This window comes from Streptomyces sp. YIM S03343 (genome assembly GCF_054729195.1).
In genome coordinates, this window is record NZ_JBPUKX010000001.1 from 2195362 (window position 1) to 2212191 (window position 16830).

Sequence of the window (16830 nt, forward strand, 5' to 3'; positions counted from 1 at the left end):
CGGGGATGCCGTGCGGGCCCGGGGTCACTGGTACCGGTCGGCGACGGCCAACGGTGTGACCGTCACCCCATCGGTGGCGAGTACACGCCCAAGTGCACGGATCTGCGGCGAGATTCGCGGAACGGTCCGGAGATCGTCCGCACCGTGTCACACCTGGCTCCAGGCCGTTCCTAGGAGTCCACGAGCGGCGCATGGTTGAGTTGCGTCAGGCGGCGCCGAAGCCGCCGGCACCCGTCCGACCTGGAGGTGCGCCATGTGTTCCCGCCAGCCTTCGTGCCCTGCCGACTCCCGTGCCGCGCACATCGTGGCCGCCCGCCCCGAGCAGGGCTGGACCCTGCTGTGCGACGGCGTGATCGTCTTCGACGACACCGGCGAACTGCTCCCCGACGGCCGGATCGTCGCCCCGCACCGGGTTACTGCCGTACCGGGCACGTCATCGCTGCGTAAGCGCTCCGCTGGGTGTGCCGCTATGTGACGTCTGTCGTCTGCGGCGCCGTCGTGGCTGGTCGCGCCCACGCGGCGGAGCCGCATATCGATACAGCCCCGCGCCCCTTTGGGGCGCTGCCGAACCGCACGGTCCTACGGCAGCACCGCGAAGCCGTCCAGTTCGACCAGTGCCCGGTCGTCCCACAGCCGTACGATCTCGACGACCGCCATCGCCGGATAGTCCCGGCCCGCGAGCCGCCGCCAGATGCGGCCGAGTTCGGGGGCGTGGGCGCGGTACGCGGCGACGTCGGTGGCGTAGACGGTGACGCGGGCGAGGTCGGCCGGGGTGCCGCCCGCCGCGTGCAGCGCCGCCAGCAGATTGGCCAGCGCCCGCTCGAACTGCTCCGGCAGCGTCGCGCCGGTCACCTCACCGTCGGTGTCGAGGGCGGTCTGACCGGCGAGGAAGACCAGCCGGGAGCCGATGGCGACGACCGCGTGGGAGAAGCCGGCCGGTGGGGACAACTCCCGCGGGTTGACACGCTCGACGCTCACGCGTGCCCCTCCGCCGCCACGTACCGCGCGTACGACTGCCTGGCGATGATGTCGCGCTGGACCTCGCTGGCTCCCTCGTAGATCCGGGGTGCGCGGACCTCGCGGTAGAGGTGTTCGAGCAGATGGCCGCGGCGCAGGGCGCGGGCGCCGTGCAACTGGACGGCGGTGTCGACGACGAACTGCGCGGTCTCCGTGGCGAGCAGCTTCGCCATCGCGGAGCGGCGCGGGACGTCGGGATCGCCGGTGTCGTACGCCGTCGCCGCGGCGTACACCATCAGGCGGGCCGCCTCCGTGCGCAGGGTCATCTCGGCGACCTGGTGGGAGACGGCCTGGAGGTCCTTGAGTTTGCCGCCGAAGGCGTCGCGACCGGCGGTGTGGGCGAGGGTGGCGTCGAGCGCGGCCTGGGCCATGCCGACGGCGAACGCACCGACGCTGGGGCGGAAGAGGTTCAGGGTGCCCATCGCGACGCGAAAGCCCCGGCCCACCTCGCCGAGCACGTCGTCGTCGGTGACGGGGACGGCGTCGAAGCCGAGGGTGCCGATGGGGTGCGGGGAGAGCATGTCGAGGGGTGCGCCGGTGAGTCCGGGACGGTCGGCGGGCACCAGGAAGGCGGTGACGCCCCGGGCCCCGGTGCCGGGGGTGGTGCGGGCGAACACCGTGTACAGGTCGGCCTCGGGCGCGTTGGAGATCCAGCACTTCTCTCCGGTGAGCCGCCAGCGCCGGGGGCCGTCGGCCTCGGCGGCGAGATCGGGGGCTACGGCGGCCTGGTCGCCGGGGCCGAAGGGCGGGGCGGGCTGACCTCCGGCGCCTCGGCCCGAACCGGGCCCCGCAACCGCTTCGGCTACGGCGCCACCCGCCACCCGAGCAGCCACGTCCCCCCGCTCCCCATCCCCGCCCCGACCCACGCCGGGCGCCAAAGCCCCGCCGGCCGCGCCACCGCCCCCTGCGCCCCCCGCCTCCCCCACCGCCCGCAACCCCAACCCCGCCGCATCCGACCCCGCCCCCGGCTCCGTCAGGGCGAAGGCCGCGATCGCCGTGCCGTCGGTCACCCGGGGGAGCCAGTGGGCGTGTTGGGCCGGGGTGCCGTAGGTGTGCACGGCGTGGGCGCCGAGGCCCTGGAGGGCGAGGGCGGTCTCCGCCTCTGTGCAGCCGTAGGCCAACGACTCGCGCATCAGGCACAGTTCGAGTGCCCCCGCCCCGAACAGCCGGGCCGTTAGCCCGAGTCGGCCGAGTTCGGTGACGAGGGAACGGTTGACGCGGCCGGGCTCGCCCTTCTCCGCAAGCGGGCGCAGCCGCTCAGCGGCCAGGTCGCGCAACTCGGCGCACCAGGCGAGCCGTTCCGGTTCGAGCGAGAATGCGGGCATCCCGGTCCTCTCCGCACCCGTGACCACCACGGGGCCCGACTGCTGGGCGCCCCGGTGCCGGTCGTGGCCCCGGCCGGGCAGCACCCGGCTCCCGTCGGCCACGACCACGGCCACGACCACGAAAGCGACCGCCACCACGACCACCGCGACGTTATCGCGCACAGTTGACTGCCGTCACCAACACGATACGCTCCCTGTGCGAGCCCACCACAGCGCCGTCGCGGCCATCGAGGCCGTCGAGGCGTTCGAGGCAAGGGGGCGAACCATCGTGGAACCCACCGAAGACTCCGCCCGGGAGCCCTCCCCGGCGACGCCCTCGGCCCATGTCGACACCTTCGCCCGCGATCACCTCCCGCCCCCGGACCAGTGGCCCGACCTCCTCCTCGACCTGCCCGAACTGCGCTACCCGCCCCGGCTGAACGCCGCCGCCGAACTGCTGGCGCACACCGCCCCCGGCCGCCCCGCGGTCCGTACCGCCGCCGGAGAGGTGTGGACGTACGGCGAGCTGCGCGCCCGGGTCGACCGCCTCGCGCATCTGCTCACCGGCGCCCTGGGTGTCGTACCCGGCAATCGTGTGCTGCTGCGCGGCCCCAACACACCCTGGCTGGCGGCCTGTTGGCTGGCGGTGCTGAAGGCGGGCGCGGTCGCGGTGACGGTGCTGGCGCAGCAGCGGCCGCAGGAGTTGCGCACGATGTGCGAGATCGCCGGGGTGCGGCACGCGCTGTGCGACGCGCGCACCGTCGACGATCTCGTGAAGGCCGACATACCCGGCCTGCGGATCAGCGTGTACGGCGGTGACGCACCCGACGATCTGCTGGGCCGCCCGGCGCCCGAGGGGCCGTACACCGCCGTGGACACCGCGGCCGACGATGTGGCGCTGATCGCGTTCACCTCGGGCACCACCGGGCGCCCCAAGGGGTGTACGCATGTCCACCGGGACGTGCTGGCGATCGCGGACACCTTCTCGAAGCATGTGCTGAAGCCGCGTGCGGAGGACGTGTTCGCGGGCAGTCCGCCACTGGGGTTCACCTTCGGGCTCGGCGGTCTCCTCGTCTTCCCGCTGCGCGCGGGCGCGAGCGCGCTGCTGCTCGAACAGGCCGCGCCCAGGCAGCTGTTGCCGGCGATCGCCGAGCACCGGGTGTCCGTACTCTTCACCGCGCCGACCGCCTACCGGGCGATGCTCGGCGACGGCAGGCTCGACGCATACGACATCTCCTGTCTGCGGCGCTGTGTGTCCGCCGGGGAGAATCTGCCCGCGGCCACCTGGCGGGCCTGGTACGAGCGGACCGGGCTGCGGATCATCAACGGGATCGGCGCGACCGAACTGCTGCACATCTTCATCTCGGCGGCCGACGGGCTGATCCGCCCCGGGACGACGGGCGTCGCGGTGCCCGGCTGGCAGGCGAGGGTGCAGGACGCGCGGGGCGAGCCCGTGCCGGACGGCGAGCCCGGGCTGCTGGCGGTGCGCGGCCCGGTCGGCTGCCGCTATCTCACCGATCCGCGCCAGAGCGAGTATGTGCGGGGCGGCTGGAACGTCACCGGCGACACCTATGTCCGGGAGAGCGACGGGTACTTCCGCTATGTGGCGCGCGCCGACGACATGATCGTCTCGGCCGGGTACAACATCGCGGGACCCGAGATCGAGGATGCGCTGCTGCGGCATCCGGACGTGGTGGAGGCGGCGGTCGTGGGGCGCCCCGACGAGGCGCGCGGGCAGGTCGTGGTGGCGTACGCGGTGCTGCGCGAGGATGCCCGGCGGGACGCGGAGGCACTGCGTGCCTTTGTGAAGGCCGAGTTGGTGCCGTACAAATGCCCGCGTGAGATCGTCTTCGTGGCGGCCCTGCCACGCACCGCTACCGGCAAACTCCAGCGGTTCAGACTGCGCACAGAAGGTGACCAGTAGTGATGCCGAAGACCTAAGATGATCAACGTGTCCGACCAGCATGCTCCACGGTCTCTGATCGTCACGCTCTACGGCGCGTACGGCCGCTTCGTGCCCGGCCCGGTACCGGTCGCCGAGCTGATCCGGCTGCTCGCCGCGGTCGGTGTGGACGCACCCTCCGTGCGGTCCTCGGTGTCCCGGCTCAAGCGGCGCGGGCTGCTGATGCCCGCCCGTACCGCTCGGGGCGCGGCGGGGTACGAACTCTCGCCGGAGGCCCGGCAGTTGCTGGAGGACGGCGATCAGCGGATCTATGCCGTCAAGCCGCCCGAGGACGACGGCTGGGTGCTCGCGGTGTTCTCGGTGCCGGAGTCGGAGCGGCAGAAGCGGCATGTGCTGCGCTCCCGGCTGGCCGGCCTGGGCTTCGGCACGGCGGCACCCGGCGTGTGGATCGCCCCGGCGCGGCTGTACGAGGAGACCCGGCACAGTCTGCGGCGGCTGAGGCTGGACCCTTACGTGGACTTCTTCCGCGGTGAGCATCTTGGCTTCGCGCCGACCGCGCAGGCCGTGGCGCGATGGTGGGATCTGGCCTCGATCGCCGAGGCCCACGAGACGTTCCTCGACCGGTACGCGGACGTCCTCGGGGCGTGGGAGGTGCGGCAGGACACCCCGCCCGAGGCGGCGTACCGCGACTATCTCCTCGCCCTGGACTCCTGGCGCCGGCTGCCCTACACCGACCCCGGGCTGCCCGCGCATCTGCTGCCGGACGACTGGCCGGGCGCGCGCTCGACGGCGGTGTTCCGGGGGCTGCACGAGCGGCTGAGGGACGCGGGGGCGGTGTTCGCCGGGGTGTGACACGGGAGTTGAGCGTCGTCGTGACGGCGGCACGCACATCCTCGTGACGGCGGCACGCACATCCTCGTGACGGCGGCGCGCGCCTGTGATCCGGCGGCACGTAGCTGTGATCCCTGGCACATCTGCTGGCCCTAAGTGAACCCTCAGCTCATTCCATCCCTCTTCTCATGTTTCTTACCTAGCGTTCAACCAGCGTTTGCCCGAGGTAAGAAAGAGGACAGGTGCGGATGACCACCACGGCTAGGGCTCAGGGAGCCACCGTCTGGCTCACGGGGCTGCCTAGTGCGGGGAAGACGACCATCGCCCGGTTGCTCGGCGACCGGCTCAAGGCCGAAGGACGGCGCGTCGAGGTGCTCGACGGCGACGAGATACGCCGTTTCCTCTCCGCCGGTCTGGGCTTCTCCCGCGAGGACCGCGACACCAATGTGCAGCGCATCGGGCTGGTGTCCGAGGTGCTGGCCCGCAACGGCGTGCTGTCCGTCGTCCCGGTCATCGCGCCGTACGCCGACAGCCGGGAGGCGGTGCGCAGACGGCACGAGAAGAGCGCCACGCCGTATCTGGAGGTGCATGTGGCCACCCCGGTCGAGGTGTGCAGCGAGCGGGATGTGAAGGGCCTGTACGCCCGGCAGGCGGCGGGCGAGCTGTCCGGGCTGACGGGGGTCGACGACCCGTACGAGCCGCCGGCCGATCCGGCGCTGGTGCTGCGCACCCAGGAGCAGAGCCCGGCGCAGTCCGCGGACGCGGTGTACGCGCTGCTGGCGGAGCGGAGGCTGGTGTGAGCGGCGTCCCCCTCTCGCATCTGGACACGCTGGAGTCGGAGGCGGTGCACATCTTCCGTGAGGTGGCGGGTGAGTTCGAGCGGCCGGTGATCCTCTTCTCCGGCGGCAAGGACTCCATCGTCATGCTGCACCTCGCGCTGAAGGCGTTCGCCCCGGCGCCCGTTCCCTTCTCCCTCCTGCACGTCGACACGGGACACAACTTCCCCGAGGTGCTCGATTACCGCGACCGCACGGTGGCCCGGCACGGGCTGCGGCTGCACGTCGCCCTGGTCCAGGACTACATCGACCGCGGAGTGCTGCGCGAGCGGGCCGACGGGACCCGTAACCCGCTCCAGACGCTGCCGCTCACCGAGAAGATCCAGAACGAGAGATTCGACGCGGTGTTCGGCGGCGGACGGCGCGACGAGGAGAAGGCGCGGGCGAAGGAGCGGGTGTTCTCGCTGCGCGACGAGTTCTCCCAGTGGGACCCGCGCCGCCAGCGCCCCGAGCTGTGGAACCTCTACAACGGCCGCCACGCCCCCGGCGAGCACGTCCGGGTCTTCCCGCTGTCCAACTGGACCGAACTGGACGTCTGGCAGTACATCGCCCGCGAGGAGATCGAACTGCCGTCCATCTACTACGCCCACCACCGCGAGGTGTTCCGGCGCGGCGGCATGTGGCTCACCGCCGGAGAGTGGGGCGGGCCAAGGGCGGGCGAGAGAGTCGAGAAGCGCCAGGTGCGCTACCGCACCGTCGGCGACATGTCCTGCACCGGCGCCGTCGACTCCGACGCCGACACCATCGAGAAGGTGATCTCCGAGATCGCCGCCTCCCGGCTCACCGAGCGCGGAGCCACACGTGCCGACGACAAGCTGTCCGAGGCCGCCATGGAGGACCGTAAGCGCGAGGGGTACTTCTGAGCATGACCACCATCACCGAACCCGCCGCGGCGACCGCGGATCCGGCGTCCGCGGATCTGACGTCCGCGCCCGGGCTGCCGTCGGCCGCGGCCCCCTGCGCCACGATCGACACCCTGCGGTTCGCGACCGCCGGTTCCGTCGACGACGGCAAGTCCACCCTGGTCGGACGGCTGCTGCACGACTCCAAGTCGGTCCTCGCCGACCAGCTGGAGGCCGTCGAGCACGCCTCCCGCAACCGCGGCCAGGAGGGCCCGGACCTCGCACTGCTCACCGACGGCCTGCGCGCCGAGCGAGAACAGGGCATCACCATCGACGTGGCCTACCGCTACTTCGCCACCCCGAAGCGCCGCTTCATCCTCGCCGACACCCCCGGCCATGTGCAGTACACCCGCAACATGGTCACCGGCGCCTCGACCGCCGAGCTGGCGATCATCCTGATCGACGCCCGCAACGGCGTCGTCGAGCAGACCCGCCGGCATGCCGCCGTCGCCGCGCTGCTGCGGGTGCCGCATGTCGTCCTCGCCGTCAACAAGATGGACCTGGTCGGCTACGAGCAGGCCGAATTCGACCGTATCGTCAAGGACTTCACGGTCCAGACGGCTGAACTGGACCTGCCGGGCTTCACCCCGATCCCGGTCTCGGCGCTCATCGGCGACAACGTCGTAGAGCGCTCGGCGCACATGGACTGGTACACCGGCCCGGCGCTGCTGGAGTTCCTGGAGGAGGTCCCGGTCCACGTCGACCAGGCCGACGCCCCCGCCCGCTTCCCCGTCCAGTACGTCATTCGGCACGGCGAACACCGTTCTTACGCGGGCCAGTTGGTGTCCGGCACGCTGCGCGTCGGCGACCGGGTGACGGTGCATCCGTCCGGGGAGAGCTCCGAGATCACCGGGATCGACGTGCTGGGCACCGAGGTCACCGAGGCGTACGCGCCGCAGTCGATCGGGGTGCGGCTGGCCGACCAGCGGGACGTCTCGCGGGGCGACATGATCACGGCGGGGGTGGACGTGCCCGCGCTGACCCAGGTGGTACGGGCGTCCGTCTGCCATCTGGCCGACCGGCCGCTCAGGGTCGGCGACCGGGTGCTGATCAAGCACACCACCCGCACGGTCAAGGCGATCGTCCACGACCTCGCCGGGGCCGAGTCGCTGACCGTGAACGACCTTGGCCGGGTCACCCTGCGCACCGCCGAGCCGCTCGCCCTCGACGAGTACGCCGTCTCCCGCCGCACAGGCGCGTTCATCCTGATCGACGCGGCCGACGGGGCGACGCTGACGGCGGGCATGGCCGTGGTCGGCGACTGAGCTGCCGCTGACCACCTGTCAGCCGGCGTCGGCAGCCCATCCGCTGTCGGCGATCGGCAAGTGGTCAGCGTCGACCGACGGGTGGTCAGCGGCCATCGGCAGGTGGTCGGCGGCTGAGGCTCAGGCACGGCCGAGCCGGGGCAGGGGAGTGTCCGTGCGCCCGGTCCGCGGCGGCCGGCTGCCCGCGCGGTAGGGGGCGGGCCAGACGGCGCCGGGGCCGTCGTAGGCCTGCTCGGCCGCGGCGTGCAGGGTCCAGTGCGGGTCGTACAGATGCGGGCGGGCAAGGGCGCACAGATCTGTACGGCCCGCCAGGATCAGCGAGTTGACATCGTCCCAGGAAGAGATCGCACCGACCGCGATCACCGGTACGCCCACCTCGTGCCGGATCCGGTCGGCGAACGGCGTCTGGTACGACCGCCCGTACTCCGGCCGTTCGTCGGACACGACCTGCCCGGCCGACACATCGATCGCGTCGGCGCCGTGCGCAGCGAAGGCCCGCGCGATCACCACCGCGTCGTCGGGGGTGTTGCCGCCGTCGGCCCAGTCGACGGCGGAGATGCGCACGGTCAACGGCCGTTCGGAGGGCCACACTTCGCGTACGGCGTCGAAGACCTCCAGCGGGAAGCGCAGCCGTCTCTCCGGTGAGCCGCCGTAGGCGTCGGTGCGCAGGTTGGTGAGCGGGGAGAGGAAGCCGGAGAGCAGATAGCCGTGCGCGCAGTGCAGTTCGAGGAGATCGAACCCGGCGCGGGCGGCACGGACCGCGGCTTCCGTGAACTGGCCTCTGACGTCGGTGAGTTGCGCTCGGGTCAGCTGGCGTGGCACCTGCCCGCCGGGCCGGTACGGCACCGGTGACGCCGCCACCAGGGACCAGTTGCCCTCATCGAGCGGCTCGTCCATGCCTTCCCACATGAGCTTGGTGGACCCCTTGCGGCCGCTGTGCCCGAGCTGCACCCCGATGGCGGTGCCCGGCGCCGTGCGGTGCACGAAGTCGGTGATCCGCCGCCACGCCTGGGCCTGTTGCCCGGTGTAGAGGCCCGCACAGCCCGGGGTGATCCGCCCCTCGGGGCTGACGCACACCATCTCCGTCATCACCAGTCCGGCGCCGCCCAGCGCCCGGGCGCCGAGATGGACGAGGTGGAAGTCGCCGGGGACTCCGTCGCGGGCGGAGTACATGTCCATGGGGGACACCACGACCCGGTTGCGCAGGGTCAGTCCGCGCAGCCGGAACGGGGTGAACATCGGAGGCGTGCCGGGCGGGCAGCCGGACTCCCGTTCCACGGCCGCGGTGAAGCGGGCGTCGCGCAGCCGCAGGTTGTCATGGGTGACGCGGCGGCTGCGGGTGAGCAGGTTGAACGCGAACCGGTACGGCGGCTGGCCGACCTGGAGGGCGAGGTTCTCGAACCATTCGAGACTTGCCCGCGCCGCCCGCTGGGTGGACGCGACAACGGGCTTGCGTTCCTCCTCGTAGGCAGCCAACGCCCCCTCCAGGGAGGGGTGTTCGCTCAGGCAGGCGGCCAGGGCGACGGCGTCCTCGACGGCGAGCTTGGTGCCGGAGCCGATGGAGAAGTGGGCGGTGTGCGCGGCGTCGCCGAGGAGGACGACATTGCCGTGCGACCAGCGCTCGTTGACGACCGTGCGGAAGGTCGTCCAGGCCGAGTCGTTGGACGACAGCGGCCGTCCGCCGAGCGCGTCCGCGAAGATCTTGGCGCAGCGTTCGACGGACTCCCGCTCGTCGAGCCGGTCGAACCCGGCCGCCCGCCACACCTCTTCGCGCATCTCCACGATCACCGTGGAGGCGTCCGGCGCGTAAGGGTAGCCGTGCAGCTGCATCACGCCGTGCTCGGTCTCGGCGATCTCGAAGCGGAAGGCGTCGAAGGCGAAGTCCGCGGCGAGCCAGATGTAGCGGCACCGGTGGCCGGTGATCCGGGGCCGGAACACCTCGGCGTGGGCCGTGCGCAGCGCGCTGTGCACACCGTCGGCGGCGATGACGAGGTCGTAGTCCTCCGTCGGCCGTGCGGGGAACGGCGCCTCGGTGCAAAAGCGCAGCTCGACGCCGAGGGAGCGGCAGCGTTCGTGAAGGATCTGGAGGAGCGTGCGCCGGCCGAGGGCGGCGAAGCCGTGGCCGCCGCAGGTGCGGCGGGTGCCGCGGTGCACGATGTCGATGTCGTCCCAGCGCACGAAGTGCCGTTCGAGGGCGGCGTGGACGACCGGGTCGGCGTGCTCGATGCCGCCGAGCGTCTCGTCGGACAGGACGACACCGAAGCCGAAGGTGTCGTCGGGGGCGTTGCGCTCCCAGACGGTGATCTCGCGGGCCGGGTCGAGACGTTTGAGCAGCGCTGCCGCGTACAGCCCGCCGGGTCCGCCGCCTGCCACAGCGACCTTCAAGGCAGTCTTCTGGGCCATCGCCTCACCTCCCCCGCCACTTCGGCGGGCGTTTCGCGGCGAAGGCGGCGTGGAACTCGGCGTAGTCCTCGCCGTTCATCAGGAGGGCCTGGGTGGCGGCGTCCAGTTCGACGGCGGCAGCCAGCGGCATGTCGAGTTCGGCGGTGAGCAGCGCCTTGGTCTGCGCCAGCGCGAGCGCCGGGCCCTCGGAGAGGCGGCGGGCCAGAGCGCGGGCGGCCGTGTCGGCCCCGCCTTCCTCGGTCAGTTCGCTGATCAGGCCGATCCGCTCGGCCTCGGCGGCCCGTACCGGCTCACCGAGCATCAGCAGCCGGGTGGCATGGCCGAGCCCGACGACCCGGGGCAGCAGATAGGCGGCGCCCATGTCGCCGCCGGACAGACCGACGCGGGTGAAGAGGAAGGCGAAGCGGGAGGTGGGGTCGGCGACCCGGAAGTCGGCCGCGAGGGCGAGCACCGCCCCGGCGCCCGCCGCGACCCCGTGCAGCGCGGCGACCACCGGGAACGGGCACTCCCGTACGGCCCGTACGACCTGCCCGGTCATCCGGTTGAAGTCGAGCAGCTGCGCCGTGTCCATGGCGAGGGTGGCACCGATGATCTCGTCGACGTCGCCGCCGGAGCAGAAGCCGCGCCCCTCCCCCGCCAGCACCAGGGCGCGCACCGAGCGCTCGCGGGACAGCTCGGCGAGCAGATCGCGCAGATCGGCGTAGGCGCCGAAGGTGAGCGCGTTCAGCGTCTCCGGGCGGGCCAGGGTGACGGTCGCGACCCCGTCGGCGATGTCGACGCGCAGATGCCGCCAGTGGGGGGTGCGGGCGGCGGAGCCGGTGAAGGGACTCATGACGTGCGGCCTCCTCGGACGGTGGCGCGGACACGAATCTCTCGGAGGATCTCTGGTTGGATCCGTTGGGCGGATCTCTGGGCGGATCTTGTGAGCAGCGGGCCCGAATCGCTCGGCCTGCTTACGAAGTTATCACTCTCTCGTGACCGTCGTCACGAGAGCAATACAAGGCGATACAACGTGAGGGGCGCCCGTCGACGTGTCACGGATCGTCGATGGCGTGGTAACAAACTGCCCGGGCGCGGGAGGGCGGGCACGGACGGGGGTACTCCGCCTGGTACCGGGGCCGAAGGTCCCGTACGGCATCCGTCGAAACGCCCCTGCCGGACGGAGCCGCACCCTTCATAAGGTTGAAGGCAGGACAACCTGCTCAGAAACGGAACGACCGTGCAAGAACGTCCCTCAGCGTCCGCCTCCTGGCGGGTGGCGCTGCCCCACTCGGCCGCGGCCGTGCCCGTGGCCCGCGCGCTGATCCGCACGGCACTCGCCGGGGCGGAGCACGGGACCGACCGGGACACCGCGGAACTGCTCACCGCGGAACTGGTGGCGAACGCCGTGGAGCACACGGCCGGGAGCACCCCGATCGAGCTGGTGATGGAGCTGCTGCCGACGGGGTGCCGGATAGAGGTGCACGACCCGGACCCGGCGCCGCCGGGCGATCTGACCCGGCCTGGTACGGACGGCAGTCCCGATCCCTGGCAGGAGCACGGTCGCGGGCTGCTGCTGATCCGCTCCCTCAGCTCGTCCTGCGGGCATCGCCGCAGTGGGTCCGGCAAGGCGGTGTGGTTCCGGCTGCCCGTGGTGCCGCCGCAGCGGCGGCACCGGACCCAGCCGTGAACGGGTCGCGAGCAGGCCTTCAGCAGGCCGTGAACAGGCCTTGAGCAGGCCGTGAGCGGGGGCGGTCAGGCGAGGGTCGCCACCAGCACCGCCTTGATGGTGTGCAGACGGTTCTCCGCCTCGTCGAAGACGACCGAGTACGGGGACTCGAAGACCTCGTCGGTGACTTCCAGCGAGTCCAGGCCGTACTCCTCGTGGATCTCGCGGCCGACCTTGGTGCCCAGGTCGTGGAAGGCCGGCAGGCAGTGCAGGAACCTGACGTCCGGGTTGCCGGTGGCGCGCAGGACGTCCATGGTCACGGCGTACGGCGACAGCGCGGCGATGCGCTCGGCCCAGACCTCCTTGGGCTCGCCCATCGACACCCATACGTCGGTCGCCACGAAGTCGGCGCCGCGCACGCCCTCGTCGGTCCGCTCGGTGAGGGTGATGCGGGCGCCGGTCCCCTCGGCCAGCTTGCGGGCCCGGGCCACGATGTCCTCGGCCGGCCAGTAGGCGCGGGGTGCGACGATCCGGACGTCCATGCCGAGCAGGGCGCCGGTGACCAGGTAGGAGTTGCCCATGTTGAAGCGGGCGTCGCCGAGGTAGGCGTAGGCGATCTCGGTGAGGGGCTTGGCCGAGTGCTCGGTCATGGTGAGCACGTCGGCGAGCATCTGGGTGGGGTGCCAGTCGTCGGTGAGGCCGTTGAACACGGGGACCCCGGCGTACGCGGCGAGTTCCTCGACCTTGGCCTGGCTGTCGCCGCGGTACTGGATCCCGTCGTACATACGGCCCAGCACCCGCGCGGTGTCCTTCACGGACTCCTTGTGCCCGATCTGCGAGCCCGACGGGTCGAGGTACGTCGTCGAGGCGCCCTGGTCGGCGGCGGCGACCTCGAACGCGCAGCGGGTGCGGGTCGAGGTCTTCTCGAAGATCAGCGCGATGTTCTTCCCACACAGATACCGCGTCTCGGTCCCGGCCTTCTTGGCCGCCTTCAGCTCGGCGGCCAGCTCGATCAGCGCGCGGAACTCGCCGTCGGTGAGGTCCAGCTCCTTGAGGAAGTGACGGCCGGTGAGGGCGGTCGGGACGGTCGCCATGGGTCGTGCTCCTGGGGTCGCGGGTGGTGCGGGGGTGGGAGGAGGGAGAGGGGCTCGGACGATCAGTCCCGGAAGTCTATACGAGGCTCAGCATTTCTATACAGCCACCCGTTCGACTCGTCCGGCACCCGTCCCATGCGACCGGCCACCCGTTCCGTGCAACCGGCACCCGTTCTCGGCGACCGCCCATCCGCCGGGAAGGCCGCCTAGACGGCCAGCCGTTCGACCGGGCAGCTCATACAGCGCGGGCCGCCGCGGCCCCGGCCCAGTTCGCTGCCCGGGATCTCGATGACCTCGATACCTTGTTTGCGCAGGTGGGTGTTGGTGGTGGAGTTGCGTTCGTAGGCGACGACGACGCCCGGTTCGACGGCCAGGACATTGCAGCCGTCGTCCCACTGCTCGCGCTCGGCGGCATGCACGTCCTGGGTGGCGGTCAGGACACGGATCTCGCTCAGCCCGAGGGCGGCGGCGATCGCGCGATGCATATGCTCCGGCGGATGGTCGGTGACCTTGAGCTCCTTCTCGCTCACACCCGGTTCGATGGTGTACGAGCGGAGCATGCCGAGGCCGCCGTACTGGGTGAAGACATCGCCGTCGACCATCGTCATCACGGTGTCGAGATGCATCAGGGCCCGGCTCTTCGGCATGTCGAGCGCGACGATCGTACGGGCGGACCCGGCGGCGAACAGCTTGTGGGCGAGCATCTCCACGGCCTGCGGGGTGGTGCGTTCGCTCATGCCGATGAGGACGGCGCCACGGCCGATGACCATCACGTCCCCGCCCTCGATGGTGGACGGATAGTCGGCCTGGCCCTCGGACCAGATGTGGAACTCCTCGTCCCGGAAGAGGGGATGGTGCCGGTAGATGGCCTCGAAGTGCACGGTCTCGCGCTGCCGGGCGGGCCAGCGCATCGCGTTGATGGAGACGCCGTCGTAGATCCAGGCGGAGGTGTCCCGGGTGAAGAGATGGTTGGGCAGCGGGCGGAGCAGGAAGTCGTCGAGCTCCATGACATGGAAGCGCACCGAGGTCGGCTCCTGGTGGGCCTCCAGGAACTCGCGCTTGGTCATGCCGCCGACCAGCGCCTCGCCGAGCTCACGGGAGGGCAGCGCCTCGAAGGCGGCACGGAGGTGGTCGGTGGCGAGGGGGCCGTACTCCTTCTCGTCGAAGACCCGGTCCAGGACGAGTCTTCGGGCCTCCGGGATGTCCAGGGCCTCGGTGAGCAGGTCGCCGAAGAGGTGCACGACGACACCGCGGTCGCGCAGCACATCGGCGAACCCGTCGTGCTCGGCGCGGGCCCGGCGCACCCACAGCACATCGTCGAAGAGCAGGGCGTCCTTGTTGCTGGGGGTGAGCCTTTTGAGCTCGAGATCGGGGCGGTGCAGGATGACGCGGCGCAGCCGCCCGGCCTCGGAGTCGACGTGGAATCCCATGACTCCATCCTGACCACCGGCGCCCGCCTTCACCCATTGTGGTGCGATAACGAGATCGTCTCACCACGAGACGGGACGAGGCCGTCACATCGCGGCACCGATCGGCCGGGAGTCCTGTTTTCGAGATCCCTGTTTTCGTCCCCTTGACGACAAGCAGGCGTTCCGCTTATCGTCCACATGACGAAAATCAGCAAGGGGGGCCACATGGCCGACATCACCCGGCGCCTGGGCTGGCGCCATCTTCGGGGCGCGCCGACGGCGCACATCAGACACCACAGCTCGGGTCAGCTCGCCCATGACGGAACCGGGCTGAGCTTCTGGTTCCGGGCGCTGCACGCGGCGCTGTCGGAGATACCGGTCGACGACCGCGAACTGGCGATGACCTTCCACGCCCGCACCTCCGACTTCCAGGACGTGACGGTGCAGGCGACGGTCACCTACCGGATCAGCGACCCCGCCGTCGCTGCCGCCCGCCTCGACTTCTCCGTCTCCCCCGACACCGGCGTGTGGCGCGGTGCCCCGCTGGAGCAGCTCGGCACCCTGCTCACGGAGACCGCGCAGCAGCACGCGCTGGCCGTCCTCGCCCGTACGCCGCTGTCGGCGGCGCTGGCCGACGGGGTGGCCGCGGTGCGCGAGCGGGTCGCGGAGGGGCTGGGCGCCGAGCCCCGGCTGCCGGCCACCGGCATCGAGGTGGTCGCGGTACGTGTCGTGGCGCTGCGGCCCGAGCCGGAGGTGGAGCGGGCGCTGCGCACCCCGGCCCGGGAGCAGATCCAGCAGGAGGCCGACCGGGCGACGTACGAGCGGCGCGCGGTGGCCGTCGAGCGGGAGCGGACGATCGCCGAGAACGAGCTGGCCAGCCAGATCGAACTCGCCCGCCGTGAGGAGCAGTTGGTCGAGCAGCGCGGCACCAACGCGCGCCGCGAGGCCGAGGAGCACGCCGCCGCGGACGCGGTGCGCGCGGAGGCGGCGGCGGCCCGCACGGTGAAACTCGCCGAGGCGGAGGCCGCGCGGACGGTGAAGCTGGCGGACGCCGAGGCCACGCGTGCGGTACGGCTCGCCCGGGCGGAGGCCGAGGCGGCCCGCGAGGTCGGCGAGGCGCGGGCCCAGGCCCAGGCGGCCTGGCTGCGGGTGCACGGGGACGTCGACGTGACGACGCTGCACGCGCTCACCGGGACGCGGCTGGCGGAGAACCTGCCGCACATCGAGAGCGTGACGGTGTCGCCGGACGTACTGACCGGGCTGCTGTCGAAGCTCGCCGGGCGGGAGGAGGCGTGAGCCTCGCGCCGCGGGTCGTGCTGGTCCATCGCACCACGGAGTACGAGGAGCTGGTGGCCCATCACGGCACGCACGGCCAAGCGGCGTTCTTCCTGTCCTCGCGGGGGCGCGGCATCGACGAGGTCGCCGAGCGCCATCGCCGTACGAAGGCGGCACTCGCCGAGGTGACCGCCGCCGTGCCCCTGACCTGGCGTCAGGCCAGCGTGGAGCGGGCCGACCTGGACCGTTTTCTGTTCGCCCCGGAGGACGTGGTGGTCGTGGTCGGCCAGGACGGTCTGGTGGCCAACGTCGCCAAGTACCTGGCGGGCCAGCCGGTGGTGGGCATCGACACCGACCCGGGGCGCAATCCGGGTGTGCTGGTAAGGCACCGGGCCGCCGACGCGGCGACGCTGCTGCCCGCCGCGCTCGCCCGGGGCACGGGGACGGACGAACTCACGATGGTCGAGGCCGTAGCAGACGACACGCAGCGGCTGGTGGCGCTCAACGAGATCTACCTCGGCGCCGCGGGTCATCAGACCGCTCGGTACCGCCTGGGACTCGACGGCGACAGGGGTGCCGTCGAGGCCCAGGCCTCCTCCGGGGTGCTGGTGGGCACCGGGACCGGGGCGACCGGCTGGATCCGCTCGGTGTGGCAGGAGCGGCGGGGTGGGGGCGGGCTGCGGCTGCCCTCGCCCACGGAGGAGCGCCTGCTGTGGTACGTCCGCGAGGCCTGGCCCTCCCCCGCCACCGGCACCACCCTGATCTCCGGCGAACTGACCCGCTCGGCCCGGCTCCGGCTCACCGTGGAATCGGAACGCCTGATCGCCTTCGGCGACGGGATGGAGGGCGACGCGCTGGAGCTGACGTGGGGGCAGACGGTGCGGGTGGGGGTGTGCGGGGAGCGGTTGCGGTTGGTGGGGTGAGGGGCGCTGCCGCGGGGGCT

Annotated in this window: 15 protein-coding genes; 9 read left to right on the top strand and 6 right to left on the bottom strand. The window is 71.8% G+C overall.

The genetic code is table 11. The annotated features are described in order from the left end of the window. Positions 1 to 253 precede the first annotated feature (253 nt). Positions 254 to 475, top strand: a complete 222-nt coding sequence (locus tag ACSYGN_RS09435) for a DUF5999 family protein (protein ID WP_460393811.1) — start codon at positions 254 to 256, stop codon at positions 473 to 475. Positions 476 to 579: 104 nt separating this feature from the next. Here the strand turns inward: ACSYGN_RS09435 and ACSYGN_RS09440 are convergent, their stop codons facing one another. Both ACSYGN_RS09440 and ACSYGN_RS09445 read right to left on the bottom strand, forming a co-directional pair. Then, positions 580 to 978, bottom strand: a complete 399-nt coding sequence (locus ACSYGN_RS09440; RefSeq protein ID WP_460393813.1) for a RidA family protein — start codon at positions 976 to 978, stop codon at positions 580 to 582. Further along, positions 975 to 2342: an acyl-CoA dehydrogenase family protein gene (locus ACSYGN_RS09445; protein WP_460403339.1), complete on the bottom strand. Its 1368-nt coding sequence runs from the start codon at positions 2340 to 2342 to the stop codon at positions 975 to 977. Before ACSYGN_RS09445 ends, ACSYGN_RS09440 begins: the two co-directional genes overlap by 4 nt. A gap of 268 nt (positions 2343 to 2610) precedes the next feature. On the opposite strand from ACSYGN_RS09445, the gene ACSYGN_RS09450 reads away from it, so the two are divergent. The 5 genes from ACSYGN_RS09450 to ACSYGN_RS09470 all read left to right on the top strand — a co-directional run bounded on the left by ACSYGN_RS09450 (position 2611) and on the right by ACSYGN_RS09470 (position 8058). Then, positions 2611 to 4245 (top strand): AMP-binding protein, encoded by a 1635-nt coding sequence (locus ACSYGN_RS09450; RefSeq protein ID WP_460393815.1) that lies wholly within the window; start codon positions 2611 to 2613, stop codon positions 4243 to 4245. Positions 4246 to 4263: 18 nt separating this feature from the next. Continuing rightward, entirely contained in the window at positions 4264 to 5076 is an 813-nt protein-coding gene (locus tag ACSYGN_RS09455; RefSeq protein ID WP_460393817.1) for a PaaX family transcriptional regulator, read from the top strand. A 227-nt stretch (positions 5077 to 5303) separates the two neighbouring features. After that, complete coding sequence (cysC, locus tag ACSYGN_RS09460; RefSeq protein WP_460393819.1) at positions 5304 to 5855, top strand: adenylyl-sulfate kinase; 552 nt, start codon at positions 5304 to 5306, stop codon at positions 5853 to 5855. Beyond that, positions 5852 to 6754 carry a sulfate adenylyltransferase subunit CysD gene (cysD, locus tag ACSYGN_RS09465; protein WP_460393821.1) on the top strand — a complete coding sequence of 301 codons (903 nt, stop codon included), beginning with the start codon at positions 5852 to 5854 and terminating at the stop codon, positions 6752 to 6754. The genes cysC and cysD overlap by 4 nt, the downstream gene beginning before the upstream one ends. Before the next feature lie 2 nt (positions 6755 to 6756). Beyond that, positions 6757 to 8058 carry a sulfate adenylyltransferase subunit 1 gene (locus tag ACSYGN_RS09470; protein ID WP_460393823.1) on the top strand — a complete coding sequence of 434 codons (1302 nt, stop codon included), beginning with the start codon at positions 6757 to 6759 and terminating at the stop codon, positions 8056 to 8058. A gap of 120 nt (positions 8059 to 8178) precedes the next feature. On the opposite strand, the gene ACSYGN_RS09475 is transcribed toward ACSYGN_RS09470, so the two are convergent. Further along, positions 8179 to 10461, bottom strand: coding sequence for a bifunctional salicylyl-CoA 5-hydroxylase/oxidoreductase (locus ACSYGN_RS09475; RefSeq protein ID WP_460393825.1), 2283 nt, complete (start codon positions 10459 to 10461; stop codon positions 8179 to 8181). Between the two features lie 4 nt (positions 10462 to 10465). Then, positions 10466 to 11293 (bottom strand): enoyl-CoA hydratase family protein, encoded by an 828-nt coding sequence (locus tag ACSYGN_RS09480; protein WP_460393827.1) that lies wholly within the window; start codon positions 11291 to 11293, stop codon positions 10466 to 10468. 387 nt (positions 11294 to 11680) lie between these two features. Here ACSYGN_RS09480 and ACSYGN_RS09485 point away from each other — a divergent pair, with 387 nt between their 5' ends. Further along, positions 11681 to 12130 (top strand): ATP-binding protein, encoded by a 450-nt coding sequence (locus ACSYGN_RS09485; RefSeq protein WP_460393829.1) that lies wholly within the window; start codon positions 11681 to 11683, stop codon positions 12128 to 12130. Positions 12131 to 12195: 65 nt separating this feature from the next. Here the strand turns inward: ACSYGN_RS09485 and argF are convergent, their stop codons facing one another. Then, complete coding sequence (gene argF, locus ACSYGN_RS09490) at positions 12196 to 13203, bottom strand: ornithine carbamoyltransferase (protein WP_460393831.1); 1008 nt, start codon at positions 13201 to 13203, stop codon at positions 12196 to 12198. 206 nt (positions 13204 to 13409) lie between these two features. After that, positions 13410 to 14633, bottom strand: coding sequence for an arginine deiminase (locus tag ACSYGN_RS09495; RefSeq protein ID WP_460393833.1), 1224 nt, complete (start codon positions 14631 to 14633; stop codon positions 13410 to 13412). Positions 14634 to 14837: 204 nt separating this feature from the next. Between ACSYGN_RS09495 and ACSYGN_RS09500 the strand changes: the two genes are divergently transcribed. Continuing rightward, on the top strand, positions 14838 to 15908 hold the full coding sequence (locus tag ACSYGN_RS09500) for an SPFH domain-containing protein (RefSeq protein WP_460393835.1): 1071 nt from the start codon (positions 14838 to 14840) through the stop codon (positions 15906 to 15908). Next, complete coding sequence (locus ACSYGN_RS09505) at positions 15905 to 16810, top strand: hypothetical protein (protein ID WP_460393837.1); 906 nt, start codon at positions 15905 to 15907, stop codon at positions 16808 to 16810. Before ACSYGN_RS09500 ends, ACSYGN_RS09505 begins: the two co-directional genes overlap by 4 nt. Positions 16811 to 16830: the final 20 nt, after the last annotated feature.